We start from the raw sequence: 14,958 nt of genomic DNA, 5'->3' as shown, positions 1-14,958 counted from the left end.
CCAATGGCCCGATTGCTGTCACTCTTGATTTTTCTGTGCACGTGGTGGATTGCATCGCTCGCGGTCGGGCCGCAGATGCTTCCGTCGCCCCCTGCAGTGATCGGCGCAATCATCGACGAAGCCCGCTCCGGTGCGCTGCTGTTTCATCTTGGCGCAACGCTTGCACGCGTCGTCCTCGCCTTCACCCTCGCCATGACGCTGGGGACGGCCATCGGCTATTTGATGGGACGCGTACGGACAGCAGATCGCTTGGGCGATCCGTGGCTGATCCTGCTTCTCAATCTACCGGCGCTGGTGGTGATCATTCTGGCCTACATTTGGGCTGGGCTGACCGAGGTGGCGGCCATTGCCGCCATCGCCATCAACAAGCTGCCCAATGCAGTCGTAACCGTACGCGAAGGTACGCGTGCGCTGGATCATCGGCTCGATGAAATGGCTAAAGTATTCGCAATGCCGCGCGGGCGGACCTTTCGCCACGTGGTGATCCCACAACTTGCTCCTTACATTGCTGCTGCGGCCCGGTCCGGCCTGTCGCTGGTCTGGAAGATCGTGCTCGTCGCCGAACTGCTCGGGCGGCCGAACGGTGTCGGCTTCGAAATCGGCACGGCCTTTCAGTTGTTCGACATTACCCATATCCTTGCCTACGCCCTGGCTTTCGCTGCCGTTGTGATGATGATCGAAATGTTTCTGGTGCAACCCTTTGAAAGACGTGCATCCCGCTGGCGGCAGCGCGCTGCTTGAGGTCAAAATTAATCAAAAGTTCTTCGTGACAGCCGCCGGCGAGCGGCTGGAAGTCCTGCGCGATGTGGGCTTCGCGCTCGGCCGCGGCGAGGTCGCGGCGTTTGTGGGTCCGTCGGGCTGTGGCAAGACAACCATGCTGCGGATCATTGCCGGCCTTGATCGCGACTATCGCGGCCACATCAATCACCCCTCCGGAATCCGGATAGGAATGGTCTTTGAAGAACCGCGGCTCCTTCCATGGCGGTCGGTCGAGGACAATGTCAGGCTCGTCATGCCGGACGTCAACGAAACAAGGCTCTCGGCCCTGTTTGCTCTCCTCGAATTAGCCGAGCATCGCACACACTATCCCGGTGAACTCTCTCTCGGACTGGCCCGGCGCGTTGCGCTCGCGCGCGCTTTTGCCATTGATCCGGATGTTCTTATTCTCGACGAACCGCTGGCATCGCTGGACAAAGCCCTCGCCGCCCATCTGCGGAACGAACTCATTGCGCTGGTAGATAGCCGTCCGCTGACGACACTGCTGGTGACGCATGATGTGAGCGACGCAGCGCGTCTCGGCGATCGTATCTTTATCCTGTCGGCACATCCGATGTGCATCGCAACAGAAATTTCGATTCCGATCCCCCGCAAGGTTCGAACGGAGCACGATATCGAAGCGATCCAACGCGAAGTTGCTCAACACCTGAATACGATTAAAGCACCGCGAGAGGCCTTATAGGCGATGATTTCGTTGAGTGTTAAGCTTCTGCATCGTTGTGCATTGGGGAGACTCCATTCATGCGAAGGTCGCTCGTTCTGATCGTAATATTGCTGGTAAGTTCTGCAGAGCTGAAGGCAGAAGGCAAAGGCATCCGATTCTGGAATCTGACCACCGCTACGGTCAGCAGCTTTCAGTTGTCGCCAGCAACAAAGGATGTCTGGGGTCCGAACCTGACTTTGAACGACAAAGACAAGGAAGTGGATCACGACGAGCGGCTGCGCATCACGGGCATCGAGCCTGGACGCTACGATGCCAAGATCGGTTATCCCAATCGGCGCGTGTGCTTCGCCCGCGGCATCGAGATCAAGGCCGACGCTGTCTTCACAATTGAAGATAAAGACTTGAAGGACTGCAACCGATAAGCAGCTGTCTCAACAACCCGACCAGGAAATGCCTTGCCGGATCACAATGGAAGTGACCGGCTGAGTGTTTCCGCCTTGTCGTTCTTTCCGGGATATTCGCAGCGCCATTTCACCGCGTTCCACTTTGGATGCTCGCTGATCCACTGGGCGATGTAGGGTGGCGCAGCCATCGCGCATTGCTGTGGCGACCCGCTCCAGTCGAATTGGAGATGAGCCTCTTCGCAAGTCGATGGAGAGGCAATGGCACAGACAGTCACAATCAGCTCGATCAGATTCATCTCGGGTGCCTCGCTGCGAATAACCGATCATATATTAAAGAACGGATGGGCCTGTATCCAGGTTTCAGAAAGTTCCCGTTTCCGCGCCTTCATTTCCGGGAACACCCTCAGCTTCCTCGGAGTTGCGTAAGCATCACGCCGCGAATGGCATTTGTCCGACACCGATGGAGGATCACCGATGAACGCGAAAGCTCTTATCTTCGCAGGTTGCGCGGTCTTCGTGTTGAGTGGAACCGCTCAAGCAGGCCCCTGTGCCGAAGAGGTCGACAGCCTTACAAAGCTTTTTGCTTCCAAAGACGCGGGAACAGGCCCGACGATGGGCGCGGGTTCAGCCCGAACCGCGACCAGCCAGGCTGGTCAGCATCCGCCGACCACCACGATGAGTGAACAGACTCAAGGCATCGCGACGTCACCCGAAGACGTTCGCCGCCAGACCGCGGGACAAGCGCCCGCTGCTCAGCAGCAGACGACGGGAACCGCGAAAGAGCACCCGCCGACCGCTGCGATGGATCAGGCTACGCAGAGTCAGGCTGCACCTCCCGGCGGCCAACCGGCGACGGCGGCCATGAGCGCCGCGACGGAAAGTCAGATGCCTCCGCGCGAAACTTCGGCAGTCAATATGCCGGAAGCCAGCCTAGCGCTTGACCGCGCCCGTGAGTTCAATCGGCAGGGCAACGAAAACGACTGCATGAATTCCGTCGGCGAAGCAAAGCGGCTTTCAGGCTCGCAGTAACTCTTGCGCTCGCGCGCTGACGCGTCAGAAATTCACGCCAAAAACCAGGCGCGCCTGATGCCGCTCGAAGTTAACAAGGTTGAGATGACCTGCCGCTTCCAGTGAGCTTCCGGACACCTGAAAGCTCCAGGCGGCGGTGAGCCGTGAGCGCTCGGACAACTTGAGGAATACCGTTGGTCCAATAAACACGGCATCTCCTGAAAACTCGCCTAGATTAACTCCCTCATATTGGCGCAGGTAACGAGTCTCGCCGCCAACGAAGACACCGGGCTGGACCTGGACCATGAGCGCTGCCGCGGCCCCTATGGTCGCTTCCCGCTGGAAGGCGCCCCCCGGAACAGCGAGGCGGCTTGTCCATTCCGGCTGATAGAGCAGATTGAAGGCTGCAACGACGCGATCCGGAATAAGCTCCCGATCAAGCGCGAGCACGAATTCCGTCCCGTAGGCTCGGACGCGCGTGGCGGTATTTTCGTCGATCCGATCTGCGTGAAGCCCGATATTGAATGCAAGACCAAACGGTGCCGTCTCTCGATCTAGAAAACGGTAGCGGAGTTCGACCTCCCCTCCTTGGAGGTCGAACTGGCGCGCATCAGCGAAACCAGTGACATTATTTATCTTGTAGGAAGCAAGAGCCGCACCCACGTCTACGCGAAAATTTTTCGCGGGCACAAACTCGAGCTCGACGGCCTGCGAGATGGCCCGATAAGTCCCACCGCTTTTGGAAAGTCTTGCCGTCGTATTACTTTCGATTTCACGCTCGCCGACTTCGCCGACATCCGAGCCGATCATGAATCCGAACATATGCTCGGTATCGACCTCAGCAGCGGATCCAATTGCAGGAAAACATGCCGGAAAGCACAAGACGGCGGCTGACAATATCCTGGCCCTGAAAAGCATGCATATTCCGACAATTGAGGGGGCGCACACCCGAACGAACGCATCCCGCTCAATACAATGAATATGAGAATCTGCAGCTCTTCAAGAGCGTGCTGTCATTACTAGCCTAATGAGGAAATAATCTCTCGATAGGCAGCTTCCGGAAAAGCTTTCAGGGTACGGGTGCGGATATTTCCAAGCATGCCAAGCTGCAGGTTGAACCGCGCTGCAACAGCATCATCCGGCGCCTCGTAGATTGCGACCATGTCGTAGTCGCCCATGGTCATGAAGAACAACTTGAACTCTCCATCCATGGCTTTGAGCGCCTTTTTCGCCGTATCGAGGCGCTTTGTGGAATCCTTCACGCTACGCATTCCCTGATCAGTCCAGTTTGCAAGCATCACGTACGTGGTCATGACACTCCTCCATTTGGCATCAGGACATCGCGTTTACTGTTCACCTCCGAAAAATATCATTCGCGAGAGCAACGTATAATCAGATTCAAAGACCATCATAATCGCAAACACCACGACGAAAACGGGCGGGACAAGAATCGCATAGGCAAGCGCGAGCCGCTCCCATGCCATATGCATGAAGATAGCGACAATCAGGCCAGCCTTCAAAATCATGAATAGCAGGATGAGAAACCACCTGAGGTAACCCTGCACCTGAAAAAAATCCACGAGATAGGATGCAGTGCTGAGAACGAAGAGCCATCCCCAAACCACGAGATAAAGTTTGATCGGATGTTGCTGTCCTTCAGCATGTGATTTTGCGGGAGCCTGTACTGACGACAATGCGACTTCAGCCATGGTTCACCTCACCACAGATAGAAAAAGGCGAAGATAAAGACCCACACGAGATCGACGAAATGCCAGTAAAGACCGGTAATTTCGACGATCTCGTAATTCCCTTTCCTGCTCGTAAAAAAGCCGCGCCGCTCGCGATCGAAATCACCGCGCCAGACTTTTCGCGCAATAATGATCAGGAAGATGACGCCGATGGTCACGTGGGTCCCGTGAAATCCCGTGATCATAAAAAAGCACGCACCGAACTGGTCAGCGCCCCATGGATTTCCCCAGGGGCGGACGCCCTCCATGATCAGCTTCGTCCACTCGAAGGCTTGCATGCCGACAAACATCGCACCGAACGCCGCCGTCACCAGCATCAGGATTGCCGTCTTCACGCGGTCGCGGCGGTAACCGAAATTGACCGCCATCGCCATCGTCCCGCTGCTGCTGATCAGAACGAAGGTCATGATCGCGATCAGAATGAGCGGGATATGATGACCGGCAATGGTTAGCGCGAAAACTTCACTCGGGTTCGGCCAAGGCACCGTGGTCGACATCCGGGCGGTCATATATGAGAGCAGGAAGCAGCCGAATATAAAGGTGTCGCTCAGAAGGAAGATCCACATCATGGCCTTCCCCCAGGACACATTCTTGAACGCGCGCTGATCGGACGACCAATCGGCGACAATGCCGCGCCAGCCGGGCTTTAATGTCGGTGCTCTACCAGACAATACAGTGTCAGCCATCGGCCACCTTCCTAATTCAGCAATTGACGGCAGATTGCGAGGAAACCGGCCGTCCATCCGGTCAGCAGACCGAGCAGTATCAGCCAGACCAACAGCAGGAAGTGCCAATACATCGCGCACAACTCGATGCTCAGACGCAATTGCGGCGTCGCTCCACTGCGCCAGGCCCTCACCAGCACTCTGCTCAGAACGAAAAGGCCGCCAAGAATATGCAGCCCATGGATTGCGGTGATCAGATAAAAGAATGCATTGGCCGGATTGCTCGCAAGGAAGTAACCGGCATTGACGAGTTGCCAGGACACCAGGATTTGACCAACCAGGAAAACAATCGCGGTGATCTCCGCAGCGATCAGGCCAAGGAGCGTGGTGTCGTCTGCTCCTCGTCGCACAGATACCAATGCCCAGTGCAACGCGATACTGCTCAGGATCAACACACCGGTGTTGAACCACAGCAGCTTCGGGATCGGCAGCTGCCGCCAGTCGATCAGGTCCATGCGCATGCCATAGGCACTGATCAACAGCGCGAACAGCGAACCGACAACCGCAAGAAAGACGCCGAGTCCAATCTTTGCCGCAGGCAAAGGAGCCGACCCGCCCGGAAGATCGCCGATCACGCCCTCTTCCAGCCACGGCTTTGATGCGAGACGCTGTTGCGAGAGCCACCATCCGGCAATCAGCGCCACACCAGCCATGAACAAGACAACTGCGCTCATGTTGCATGCCCTGCTGCTGCTGATGCCAAGGGTGGCTGGTTCTGCGGGATGAAATCACGTGTCGCGCCGGGGACGCTATAGTCGTAAGCCCAGCGATAGACGACAGGGAGTTCCTTGCCCCAGTTGCCGTGTGGCGGCGGCGTTTCCGGCGTCTGCCACTCCAGCGTAGTCGCATTCCAGGGATTGCCGCCCGCCTCTCTTCCTTTGGAGAGACTCCAGATCAGATTGAACACAAAAACCAGCTGGGCTGCACCGACGATAAGCGCGGCAACGCTCATGAACATATTCAGATCATGCGCTGAAGCCGGGATAAAGGCCGTCTCTCCGATATCATGGTAGCGGCGCGGCATTCCCAGAAGGCCGAGGTAGTGCATGGGGAAAAAGACCGCGTAGGCGCCGAGGAACGTGACCCAGAAGTGGAATTTCCCGAGCGCATCATTCAGCATTCGCCCCGTGACTTTCGGGTACCAGTGATAGATCGCGCCGAACACGACCATGATCGGCGCGACGCCCATCACCATGTGGAAATGGGCCACAACGAACATTGTGTCCGACAACGGGACGTCGACCACCACATTTCCGAGGAAGAGACCGGTTAGTCCGCCATTCACGAACGTCACGATGAAGCCGAGCGCGAACAGCATCGGCACCGTGAGATGGATATCGCCGCGCCACAGCGTCAGGACCCAATTATAGACCTTGATCGCCGTCGGGACTGCGATGATCAGCGTGGTCGTGGCAAAAAAGAAGCCAAAGCGCGGATTCATCCCGCTGACATACATATGGTGCGCCCAGACGACGAAACTGAGCGCGCCGATTCCAACGATCGCCCACACCATCATGCGATAGCCGAAGATGTTCTTCCGCGCGTGCGTGCTGATGAGATCCGAGACGATGCCGAAGGCCGGCAAGGCGACGATGTAGACTTCCGGATGGCCGAAGAACCAGAACAGGTGCTGAAACAGGATCGGGCTACCGCCGCCATATTTCAGGTGCTGACCCATTTCGACGAGCGAAGGCATGAAGAAGCTCGTGCCGAGAGTGCGATCGAGCAGCATCATCACGGAGGCAACGAACAAGGCCGGGAAAGCCAGAAGCGCCATCACTGTCGCGGTGAAGATGCCCCACACCGTCAAGGGCATCCGCATCAGGGTCATCCCGCGCGTCCGCCCCTGCAGCACCGTCACCACGTAATTCAGACCACCCATGGTGAAGCCGATGATGAACAGGATGAGCGACACCAGCATCAGGATGATCCCGGCCTCTTGTCCCGGACTTCCGGAAAGAATTGCCTGAGGCGGATAAAGCGTCCACCCTGCCCCCGTTGGGCCGCCGGGCACAAAGAAGGTCGATACCAACACCAAGACAGCGAGCAGATAGATCCAGTAGCTCAGCATGTTGGCATACGGAAAAACCATGTCCCGCGCCCCGACCATCAGCGGAATCAGGTAATTTCCAAATCCTCCGAGAAACAGCGCGGTGAGCAGATAGACCACCATGATCATGCCGTGCATGGTGATGAACTGGAGATACTGGCTCGGATCAATGAAGGAGAACGTCCCGGGAAATCCCAGCTGCAGCCGCATCAACCATGACAGCACCAGTGCCACCATCCCGATGGACATCGCCGTGACCGAGTATTGAATAGCGATGACTTTGGCGTCCTGGGAAAAGACGTATTTGGTCCACCAGCTGTGCGGATGATACAGTTCGACATCACCGACTTCAGCCGGCGAGACACCGATAATTGTTCCAGACGGGACATCGACCATCGAGCATCTCCCTGGTCCATCCTCAACTAGCGTCCTGAATCCGAAATTCGCCTCGTACTGCAGCGCCGCGTAGCGAACTTCGGATTCATGGGACGCTAGCAACCTTTGATTTTGGTGTGGTTCAGGTTCAGAAGTTCGCTTAAAGGGCTTTCCGAGAAAATGAAGCGAACTTCTGAACCACCACACCAGGCATTTCCACCTCAAAATTCATCGACATCTCACTCGGCGGCTGACTTGGGCGTCGAGTTCATCGCGGTTCGCTTGCTTGCAAGTTCAGCGAAGGTCTGCTTCGTCTCCAGCCACGCATGATAATCTCGCTCCTCCTGCACGATGACCTTGCTGCGCATCTGCGCGTGCGCGATACCGCAAAGTTCAGCGCAGAGAACTTCGAATGAGCCGGTGCGTGTCGGGGTAAACCAGAAATAGGTGACGGACCCCGGCACCATATCCATCTTGGCCCGGAATTCAGGGACGTAGAAATCGTGCAGCACGTCGATTGAGCGGAGCAGCACCTTCACCGGCTTTCCGATCGGCAGATGCAGATCATCATTCTCTAGGATGACGTCGTCTTGGCCGTTGGGATCTTTCGGATTCAAGCCCAGCGGGTTATCCGGGCTGATGAATCTTGCATCGACCGTTCCGAGACGGCCATCTTTACCAGGTAAGCGATAGCTCCAGCGCCATTGCTGCCCCATCACTTCGACGTCCGTTGCATTCGCCGGCACCGTGACGAACTGATGCCAGACAATCAGGCCAGGAGCGAGCATCGCGCCAACGCCAATCGCGGTCCCGATGGTGAGCCACCATTCCAGTCTCTTGTTTTCCGGCTCGTAAGCCGCCCGCTGCCCTTCCTTGTGCCGGAATCGAAACACGCAGTAGGCCATGAATGCGATAATCGCGACGAACACGACGCCTGTAATCCAGAAAGTGATGATGATGGTGTTGTCTATGTACTGCCAATTCGAGGCAATCGGCGTCCACCACCACGGGCTCCAGAGATGGAAGAGCACCGATGCTACTGCGACCAGAAGCAATATGAATGCGACAGCCATCCTTCATTCGTCCTTTGCCTGCAAGGCGACGGACGCGATTGAAAGGGCGAAGCTTTTACAATGTAGCGTTGGCTCTATTTCAGATTGCCATCGCTGTGTCCCTTGCCTCGCCCAGTTAACCGGCCGCGACGTCAAAGTATGACACAGTCTCCACCTCACCGCCGATCTCGTCGGGATCAGCAGCACTTACCATTTCAAGATGATCCTGACCGACGCCATCGTCAATAGAGGACAACCGGTTCTACCCGCGACAAGCGCTGCAATGCGGCGCACAATGAGCCTGTGCAGGGCACAAATCATCAAATCAGTCCTTCACCTCAACAGAGCTAAGGAATTCCCTTGGCTCGGCTTTCCCTGGCGACCAGCCGGAGCCTTGTCGGAGCACGTAACTGATACGATCTTTCCGAGACAGCGCTTCTTAGGTGTATCCTCCTGTTTGCTTCGCAAGGAAGGGCATGCCATGGCGATACCTTATTCCAGCAAGGCAACACGAGCGCACCCTCGCATACCGCGCGTCGCCAGCCCGCCGTTGATTCGCAATATCAGTTTGTCGGATTTGCACGATGCGCTACGTCTGGGCTTGCAGGATTTCAACGCAATCCCAAGCCATGCCATCATCCTCTGCGTTATCTACCCTGTGGTCGGGCTCATGTTGGTGCGGATGGTTCTGGGCTACTCGGTGTTGCCGCTTCTCTTCCCCTTGGCTGCCGGGTTCGCGCTCATCGGACCGTTTGCCGCGCTTGGCCTTTATGAACTTAGTCGGCTTCGTGAACGTGGCGAAGATGTCACGGCGTGGCACGTCCTTCGTGTCATCGGCGCTCCCGCCTTCAGTGCTATGCTCGGCCTCGGGACAATCCTGCTCGGATTATTCGTCATCTGGGTCACAGTCGCGAATGAGATCTATATCGCCACATTCGGCTATGAGCCTGCGGCAAACATCCCTGACTTTCTTTCGCGCATACTCACGACATACACAGGATATGTGCTGATCATTGTCGGATGTGGGATTGGATTTCTCTTCGCCATGGCCGCACTCTGCATCAGCGTGGTGTCGTTTCCATTCATACTCGATCGCCATGGGTCTGCACGTCAGGCCATGCGGGTCTCGTTACAGGCCGTGAGAAAGAATCCGATCCCCATGACGGCCTGGGGTCTGATTGTGGCGATCCTTCTGCTCATCGGCTCTTTGCCGTTTTTCGTGGGTCTTGCGGTCGTACTTCCGGTACTTGGTCACTCGACGTGGCACCTCTATCGCAAAGTGGTCGCGTAACAGACTTGTATGCTTGGTATACGTATTGACGCGAAATGTGGCGACGCTCATCGTGCCCGTGTCACGTCACGAAAGCACAACCACGAATATACCAGCTGGCTAAGGATTTATCGGAGATCACGAGGAACCGGATCAAGCTTCCAATTGTGGCAAGCATCACCCGGCACTTGAAAAAGACGTTGTCGGTCTGGCCGAGTTTCCGCTAAGCTTAACCTCCCTAAATTGATTAACTTCATTTCTGATCATCACGCGCAAGGAGCAGGAAGACACTTCAAGAGCATTTTAGAAAATCATTCACCAGGGGCGTTCCATGAGTATCACAGGTCACTCGAATTCCCTTCGCGGCAAGCGGCGAACTCCCAACAACGTGTCTGAGACTTTTTCTCAAACCGTGCTCGCGCATTCCGCAGACGACACAAATCAGTTTTCAGCGAAGCAATCTGTGTTGAAGCAATCGCTGCCACCTAAAATTCAGCAGCAGTTGATGCAGCCGCGCGACGCTGAAACCAACGCTCAACATACGACCATCGCGTTTCCGGAGATATCGAAGGTTCAAGACCTGAACCTCGCCAATGGTCATTCGCATATATCCGAAAATATAAAGCGGCCCGCCATCGTGGTGATTCATCACCGCGCTTTCTTCCGGGATTGTTTCGTCCGCTGTCTCGAGGTTTCATACAAGAGCCATGAGATCTTCGCGTTCGAAACGATTTCAGCCTGGCAGGCGGCAGCCGACCAGGATGCTCTCGAACCCGCGATCGTTGTCTTTTTCGCGGAAAGCAACAATCCGACCAGCAGCATCGATCTTCAATCTCTCGAGACAGCTGCGGCCGACATCCCCATTGTGATCATGTCCGACAGCGATGACGTGAACTATGTCACGCGTGCATTGAAGGGCGGCGCGCGCGGTTACATCCCGACAAGCCTGCCATTCAATGTCGCCGTGGAAGCCGTTCGGTTGGTGGAAGCAGGCGGCACTTTCGTGCCGGTCAGCAGCCTGGACCTTAATCGTGACAAGCTTGGTACTGCGGCCAAGGCAAATGATCTTCTGACTCAACGTCAGCTGATGGTTGTCGAAGCGCTTTGCCAGGGAATGGCCAACAAGCAGATCGCGTACGAACTCAGCATGAGTGAGCATACGGTCAAGGTGCACCTGCGCCACATCATGCGAAAGCTCAACGCCAGAAATAGAACGGAAGTCGCGGTCCTGACTAAGGACTTCTTCTAACTTCTTGTTTCTGATCGGCCAGCAAAGTCGCGGTCACGGAGTTGTGTGGGCAACGTCTTTTTCGAGGACGACGTGACCGTCGTGCTCGACGGTATATTTTGCGCGATAGATGCCGGCATCCCATCCGTTTGGCGGTCGCTTGCGTCCGGCAAAAAGCATGACTTGCGCCTTGTTCGCCTCCAGCGCTTGGGCGTGATTTTCCGCGATGACTTGCCCGGACGGACTTTGCAACACCAGCTTCTGAATGTCGCCCGCCTTTAGGCCGATAGCCCGGATAAACACGACAAGCGCTGGCGCATCAAGGGGAGACGACTCCTTGTCAGCCTCACCGCTCTCGATCGCCTCCATTGTTACGGCACCATTCGAGAACCCGGCATTCAGAATCTCCCGCTCCCGATAGGTAAGCTGATCCCGAAGCGAAGGATCCCAAAGGGATTTGCCGCCGTTGCATGAGTTATCAGGAGCGTCATATGCAAACGGATCGACAATCTTGCTCTCATGCCTGACCGTGAAATGCAGGTGAGGATATTCGGTCAATCCCGAGAGACCGATTTGCCCAAGCGGCTGTCCCACGCTGACCATATCTCCGGGCCTTACGCGAATGCTTCCCTTGGCCATATGACAGTATTGTGTCTCCCAGCGGCCGGGATGCTCAATAACGAGACCGTTGCCACACTCCATGTCCTTTACGGCTTCGCGTCCGGATTTGAGAAAAGCGCCTTCCGGAATGCCATCCCGCACGCGCGCAACTCGGCCAATAGCAGCGGCAATGACATCGACTCCCGCTCGCTGAGCTGTCATCGACGGCAATCGGAAATCAGTGCCGTTGTGGGCGTCATAGCTGCGCGTACCGCACCGGTAATCCTTCGCGGAAGGCGATGGATCAGCATCGACATAATTTTGGAGATAGCAGGTGCGCCCGACTTCGCAGGCCGCAGGCATTTTAAGCTGAATGATCTCCTCTGCGGCCCCAGGGCGGGTACTCGATATCAGACCGAGAGCAATGAGACAGGCCAAATGCAGTCTGAGGTGGCGCCACGTCATGACAAGATCAACGATCCATTCCCTTACTTCTGAGAGGCACCCTACCCCAGTTTTTCGACCCTAGTGTGTATCTTCGTTGCGCCGGTGAGAAGTTCCGCAAGGGGCAACTGAGCGTTGCGCCATTCCAAACGGCGACAGTGTCAGATGGTACAGCAGGAAGAACTCCGATTGCCGGTTGATGCCCAGCTTGAGCATGATGCGCTTGGTGTAGGTCCGCACCGTTGCCTCGGTCAGGTGTAAATCGGCACCGATCTGGCGTGGACACTGGCCCTGAAGGATGCGTGCCACAATCCGCTCCTCGGCCCAGCTCAGGTTAAATGCCGACCCAATACGCTTTGCGCCTGACACCTCATCAAATTGCGGGACGATAACCAGGGCCTTCCTGGCATCGCATTGGACAGGTAGTGCACTCACGCGCGCGAAGGCGAACTGCTGGTGCTCGATGGAAAGCGGTACGATCGTATTTTTCCAGCCAAGCTCTCTATGCAGGACCAGCGTCTCTTGAAGAGCTTGTTTCAAATTTTCGGTCACAGCAGCGCTCAACCCGGCGAGCGCTCCGCAGACCTCTTTCAAGATCTCGCTTTGCACGAGCAATTTTTGGCCGCGGCCGTTAGCCTCATGAATTTGCAATCCCTGATCGACGACAAAGGCCGGAAAGACCAGCTGCTCGAGCCAGCTTTTTAAGTCGGATTGACGTTTTGAGGGCTGCGCAATGGATATTGCGGTATCCCACATGACGCGGATCGCCCGCGCCAGACATGGAATCTCGTCGGAGGACAGCGCGATCTCGCGCCATCCCGCGACGAAGATAATTGTGGTTTTATTACCGGCCGGGAATCTTCCAACCACGGAATGACTACCAGGCACCGCTTCTACGCCGATCAGTTTTCTCACGAGCACCGTGCGGGGATTATCCGGCTCGACCAGAACGCATTCCGAATCCGGTGCTCTACGTGCCATTTGTGCTACAGTCGCGCCGGACGACGGATCAAAGGCTTCGTGTCCGACGCGGACCTCCTCCGTTTTCAGGCCTGACACATCCGAGATGGTCGCAACGTAACATCTGCTGCATTCCAACAATTCGGCAATCGCGCTGCCAAAGCAGGCCATGACCGCGCGTTCCACCGATCTCTCTCGATTGGATCCGTTGCGAGGCTTTGATTCGAGGAGCTGCGCCTCACGGAATAGCTGCGTAGGCCCTAGACTTCCGAAGGTGCTCTCCGCGTGGGAGGATTGCTCTTTACCATTTTCAAACACGAGCGCCTCCCGCAATTGTACGCGACTGATATTTACGCCGTCGCTTAGCTCTCTTTGAATGCACGATGAACCCGCAGCATCATCGGCTGCAGCAAGTACTCCACGAATGTTCTTTCACCGGTTTCGACGAATACCTCGACGGACATACCCGGCAACAATGATGACAAGTATGGCGCCGTCTCGGCTTTTGCTTCGAGTTCGACCTCTGTCATATAGGCAGCGACACCACTCTTCGGATCGGTCAACGCATCTGCCGCCACCGCTACGACCTTTCCGTCCAGCATCGGCCTGCGGCGCGTGTTCAAGGTATGGACACGAATGCGCGCCGGTTGACCGACGTAAATTTCTTCCCGGTCCATCGGCTTTAAAGTTGCTTCGATCACGAGCTTGTCTTCAGCCGGGACAATTTCCAAAAGGGTATCGCGCGGCGCTAGCACCGCACTTAAATCGCGACTGTTCAAACCGACGATCTTGCCGCTCTCGGGAGCTCGTAACTCGGATCGCACAAGCTGATCACGCAGCGCGGACATGCGGTGCCGAAAATCCCCGATCTCTTCATTGATGGCATGACGCTGCTTTGCGATGTCCTGCCCCTGATTAAAACCAAGTTGCCGTCGCCTATCCTGAAGCTCGGAGATCTTTCCTTGCGCCTCGGCTATCGATGAAGCATTGCGCGAAATCTGAGCGTTGGCGTCAGCCTCAGCTCGCTTCAGGGCCAAAACTCGGGGCTTTCGTGCAAGGCCTTTTTCAAGGAGAAAAGTTGTGTCCGCTATTTCTTCCTGCAACAACGCAAGTTGTTGCTCGGCACCTTTGGTGTTGCTTTCAAGACCACGGATGGTATCGGACAGTTGAAACATTTGTTGATCGATCAATTTCTTTTCGCCATCAAGCGCAACCAGCCGCGCGGCAAATTCAGCTTCCTGACTTTCAATGGCAATACGCGCTGAAGATCTTGTCGCGTTCTTGAACAATTCATCGGGAAATGAAATTGACTTCGCTCCGATTTGTTCCGCAGCGAGTCGCGCTTCCATCGCGAGATCCGCAAAAAGTTTCGTTTCAAGTGAACCAAGACTCGCCTCAATTTGCGTCGTATCGAGTCGCGCGATGAGTTGTCCTGCTTTGACGTGATCATTCTCTCTCACGAGAATCGTTTTAATGATACCGCCCTCGAGATGCTGCACGGCCTTGCGCTTGGAGTGCACCTTGATGAAACCCGGCGCGATGACAGCGCTGCGAAGAGGAACCGTCGCGGCCCATAGGCCGAAGCCACAGAATTGCAAAACAAGCAGCGCACAGCCGACAGTTATGAGACGCCGCATATCGGACCTTGGCTTC

Annotated in this window: 17 protein-coding genes; 6 read left to right on the top strand and 11 right to left on the bottom strand. The window is 56.1% G+C overall.

Annotated elements, in window-relative coordinates; all coding sequences use genetic code 11:
• Positions 1–3: 3 nt before the first annotated feature.
• Genes ACZ5C3_RS06475 through ACZ5C3_RS06465 form a run of 3 tightly spaced genes read left to right on the top strand, consistent with a single transcriptional unit; the run spans position 4 to position 1,863 of the window.
• Positions 4–741 carry an ABC transporter permease gene (locus ACZ5C3_RS06475; protein ID WP_464036198.1) on the top strand — a complete coding sequence of 246 codons (738 nt, stop codon included), beginning with the start codon at positions 4–6 and terminating at the stop codon, positions 739–741.
• Complete coding sequence (locus ACZ5C3_RS06470) at positions 710–1,459, top strand: ABC transporter ATP-binding protein (RefSeq protein WP_464038270.1); 750 nt, start codon at positions 710–712, stop codon at positions 1,457–1,459. Before ACZ5C3_RS06475 ends, ACZ5C3_RS06470 begins: the two co-directional genes overlap by 32 nt.
• A gap of 59 nt (positions 1,460–1,518) precedes the next feature.
• A complete protein-coding gene (locus tag ACZ5C3_RS06465) occupies positions 1,519–1,863 on the top strand; it encodes a hypothetical protein (protein WP_464036196.1) in 345 nt (114 codons plus the stop codon).
• 41 nt (positions 1,864–1,904) lie between these two features.
• Here the strand turns inward: ACZ5C3_RS06465 and ACZ5C3_RS06460 are convergent, their stop codons facing one another.
• Positions 1,905–2,141 (bottom strand): hypothetical protein, encoded by a 237-nt coding sequence (locus ACZ5C3_RS06460; RefSeq protein ID WP_464036194.1) that lies wholly within the window; start codon positions 2,139–2,141, stop codon positions 1,905–1,907.
• A 178-nt stretch (positions 2,142–2,319) separates the two neighbouring features.
• On the opposite strand from ACZ5C3_RS06460, the gene ACZ5C3_RS06455 reads away from it, so the two are divergent.
• Entirely contained in the window at positions 2,320–2,874 is a 555-nt protein-coding gene (locus ACZ5C3_RS06455) for a hypothetical protein (RefSeq protein WP_464036193.1), read from the top strand.
• A 24-nt stretch (positions 2,875–2,898) separates the two neighbouring features.
• On the opposite strand, the gene ACZ5C3_RS06450 is transcribed toward ACZ5C3_RS06455, so the two are convergent.
• From ACZ5C3_RS06450 to coxB, 7 genes are all read right to left on the bottom strand, one after another.
• Positions 2,899–3,663 carry a hypothetical protein gene (locus ACZ5C3_RS06450; protein WP_464036192.1) on the bottom strand — a complete coding sequence of 255 codons (765 nt, stop codon included), beginning with the start codon at positions 3,661–3,663 and terminating at the stop codon, positions 2,899–2,901.
• 209 nt (positions 3,664–3,872) lie between these two features.
• A complete protein-coding gene (locus tag ACZ5C3_RS06445) occupies positions 3,873–4,166 on the bottom strand; it encodes a GYD domain-containing protein (protein ID WP_464036191.1) in 294 nt (97 codons plus the stop codon).
• Between the two features lie 33 nt (positions 4,167–4,199).
• Positions 4,200–4,562: a cytochrome C oxidase subunit IV family protein gene (locus tag ACZ5C3_RS06440; RefSeq protein WP_464036189.1), complete on the bottom strand. Its 363-nt coding sequence runs from the start codon at positions 4,560–4,562 to the stop codon at positions 4,200–4,202.
• Positions 4,563–4,570: 8 nt separating this feature from the next.
• Positions 4,571–5,287 carry a heme-copper oxidase subunit III family protein gene (locus tag ACZ5C3_RS06435; protein WP_464036187.1) on the bottom strand — a complete coding sequence of 239 codons (717 nt, stop codon included), beginning with the start codon at positions 5,285–5,287 and terminating at the stop codon, positions 4,571–4,573.
• An 11-nt stretch (positions 5,288–5,298) separates the two neighbouring features.
• Positions 5,299–6,000 carry a cytochrome c oxidase subunit 3 gene (locus tag ACZ5C3_RS06430; RefSeq protein ID WP_464036186.1) on the bottom strand — a complete coding sequence of 234 codons (702 nt, stop codon included), beginning with the start codon at positions 5,998–6,000 and terminating at the stop codon, positions 5,299–5,301.
• Entirely contained in the window at positions 5,997–7,772 is a 1,776-nt protein-coding gene (gene ctaD, locus ACZ5C3_RS06425; protein ID WP_464036184.1) for a cytochrome c oxidase subunit I, read from the bottom strand. Before ctaD ends, ACZ5C3_RS06430 begins: the two co-directional genes overlap by 4 nt.
• Positions 7,773–7,990: 218 nt before the next feature.
• Positions 7,991–8,824, bottom strand: coding sequence for a cytochrome c oxidase subunit II (gene coxB / locus ACZ5C3_RS06420; protein WP_464036182.1), 834 nt, complete (start codon positions 8,822–8,824; stop codon positions 7,991–7,993).
• A gap of 460 nt (positions 8,825–9,284) precedes the next feature.
• Between coxB and ACZ5C3_RS06415 the strand changes: the two genes are divergently transcribed.
• Together ACZ5C3_RS06415 and ACZ5C3_RS06410 are read left to right on the top strand one after the other, a co-directional pair.
• Entirely contained in the window at positions 9,285–10,094 is an 810-nt protein-coding gene (locus tag ACZ5C3_RS06415) for a DUF2189 domain-containing protein (protein WP_464036180.1), read from the top strand.
• A 310-nt stretch (positions 10,095–10,404) separates the two neighbouring features.
• Positions 10,405–11,322: a LuxR C-terminal-related transcriptional regulator gene (locus ACZ5C3_RS06410; RefSeq protein WP_464036178.1), complete on the top strand. Its 918-nt coding sequence runs from the start codon at positions 10,405–10,407 to the stop codon at positions 11,320–11,322.
• Positions 11,323–11,355: 33 nt separating this feature from the next.
• On the opposite strand, the gene ACZ5C3_RS06405 is transcribed toward ACZ5C3_RS06410, so the two are convergent.
• The 3 genes from ACZ5C3_RS06405 to ACZ5C3_RS06395 all read right to left on the bottom strand — a co-directional run bounded on the left by ACZ5C3_RS06405 (position 11,356) and on the right by ACZ5C3_RS06395 (position 14,942).
• A complete protein-coding gene (locus ACZ5C3_RS06405) occupies positions 11,356–12,264 on the bottom strand; it encodes a M23 family metallopeptidase (protein ID WP_464044605.1) in 909 nt (302 codons plus the stop codon).
• 162 nt (positions 12,265–12,426) lie between these two features.
• Positions 12,427–13,491: a helix-turn-helix transcriptional regulator gene (locus ACZ5C3_RS06400; protein ID WP_464036173.1), complete on the bottom strand. Its 1,065-nt coding sequence runs from the start codon at positions 13,489–13,491 to the stop codon at positions 12,427–12,429.
• Between the two features lie 176 nt (positions 13,492–13,667).
• The gene (locus ACZ5C3_RS06395; protein ID WP_464044779.1) at positions 13,668–14,942 is read right to left on the bottom strand and encodes an HlyD family type I secretion periplasmic adaptor subunit; all 1,275 of its coding nucleotides are present in this window, start codon (positions 14,940–14,942) and stop codon (positions 13,668–13,670) included.
• Positions 14,943–14,958 lie beyond the last annotated feature (16 nt).

The organism is Afipia dichlorophenoxyacetatis (assembly GCF_055386385.1).
This window is presented reverse-complemented; position numbering and strand designations above follow the sequence as displayed.

Bases quoted from the DNA above. Each gene is read 5' to 3' on its own strand.
- ACZ5C3_RS06435 (WP_464036187.1), bottom strand. From the start codon at position 5,287: ATGGCTGACACTGTATTGTCTGGTAGAGCACCGACATTAAAGCCCGGC.
- ACZ5C3_RS06410 (WP_464036178.1), top strand. From the start codon at position 10,405: ATGAGTATCACAGGTCACTCGAATTCCCTTCGCGGCAAGCGGCGAACT.
- ACZ5C3_RS06440 (WP_464036189.1), bottom strand. From the start codon at position 4,562: ATGGCTGAAGTCGCATTGTCGTCAGTACAGGCTCCCGCAAAATCACAT.
- ACZ5C3_RS06430 (WP_464036186.1), bottom strand. From the start codon at position 6,000: ATGAGCGCAGTTGTCTTGTTCATGGCTGGTGTGGCGCTGATTGCCGGA.
- coxB (WP_464036182.1), bottom strand. From the start codon at position 8,824: ATGGCTGTCGCATTCATATTGCTTCTGGTCGCAGTAGCATCGGTGCTC.
- ACZ5C3_RS06405 (WP_464044605.1), bottom strand. From the start codon at position 12,264: ATGCCTGCGGCCTGCGAAGTCGGGCGCACCTGCTATCTCCAAAATTAT.
- ACZ5C3_RS06445 (WP_464036191.1), bottom strand. From the start codon at position 4,166: ATGACCACGTACGTGATGCTTGCAAACTGGACTGATCAGGGAATGCGT.
- ACZ5C3_RS06415 (WP_464036180.1), top strand. From the start codon at position 9,285: ATGGCGATACCTTATTCCAGCAAGGCAACACGAGCGCACCCTCGCATA.
- ACZ5C3_RS06465 (WP_464036196.1), top strand. From the start codon at position 1,519: ATGCGAAGGTCGCTCGTTCTGATCGTAATATTGCTGGTAAGTTCTGCA.
- ACZ5C3_RS06395 (WP_464044779.1), bottom strand. From the start codon at position 14,942: ATGCGGCGTCTCATAACTGTCGGCTGTGCGCTGCTTGTTTTGCAATTC.
- ctaD (WP_464036184.1), bottom strand. From the start codon at position 7,772: ATGGTCGATGTCCCGTCTGGAACAATTATCGGTGTCTCGCCGGCTGAA.
- ACZ5C3_RS06455 (WP_464036193.1), top strand. From the start codon at position 2,320: ATGAACGCGAAAGCTCTTATCTTCGCAGGTTGCGCGGTCTTCGTGTTG.
- ACZ5C3_RS06450 (WP_464036192.1), bottom strand. From the start codon at position 3,663: ATGATCGGCTCGGATGTCGGCGAAGTCGGCGAGCGTGAAATCGAAAGT.
- ACZ5C3_RS06475 (WP_464036198.1), top strand. From the start codon at position 4: ATGGCCCGATTGCTGTCACTCTTGATTTTTCTGTGCACGTGGTGGATT.
- ACZ5C3_RS06460 (WP_464036194.1), bottom strand. From the start codon at position 2,141: ATGAATCTGATCGAGCTGATTGTGACTGTCTGTGCCATTGCCTCTCCA.